Annotated in this window: 1 protein-coding gene; it reads right to left on the bottom strand. The window is 57.7% G+C overall.

What is annotated here, in order from left to right:
• The coding region (locus tag ACLQ24_RS30075) for a hypothetical protein (RefSeq protein WP_425895112.1) at nucleotides 1-547 on the bottom strand (547 nt) is incomplete at its 3' end.
• Between the last annotated feature and the right edge of the window lie 68 nt (nucleotides 548-615).

Below are 615 nucleotides of genomic sequence, written 5' to 3'. Positions count from 1 at the left end.
TCGCCTTGTCCCTCTCTGCCTTCTCGGCAACAGTGACAAGCACGCTCTTGTCTCGGGGGATTCGAATCTTGTTGCGGATGACCTTCGGCCGGAAACCGCCCTCGTTTAGAACATCGAAGAGTTCCTGATGAAACGAAAATCCCACATTCCGCAAAGCCTGGAATACTTGCCCGACGGGGTAAACCTCCCCCCCGGCATCATCCTCCACCTCTTCTACGTCGGCGGGAATTTTGCCCGAGTTTTTGCCATCTGGCCCCACCCAAAGCTGAATCCCCGCGATCCGCTTCTGATTGGCCTTTTCCTGATCGGCCGTTAGCTTCCGGGGCTTCCGTGGCGGCTCCCCGGGCACCCTCAAACCATCAAATCTCGATGTGTCGCCCTCATTCAGGTAGATGACCTCGAGGCAGCCTTCTCCTGCCAGCATCGCGGCCATCTCACCGTCCGGGTCGGCATGCCCGTCCCGCTTGAGACCGGACATAAAATGGCCGAGATTGAACTGCTTGTCTGGCTTATTCGGATTGGGTCGCTCTAGCGTGGTGTCCGGCATCTGCCCGATGTTATGGGGTATACCGTTTGCGTCTTTCTCGTCGAGCCAGGCGTCATAGACGGCGAAGA

It is taken from the genome of Micromonospora sp. DT4 (assembly GCF_049841675.1).
GTDB lineage: Bacteria > Actinomycetota > Actinomycetes > Mycobacteriales > Micromonosporaceae > Micromonospora.
The sequence above is the reverse complement of the archived record's forward strand: the minus strand, read 5'-3'. Positions and strand labels throughout refer to the sequence as shown.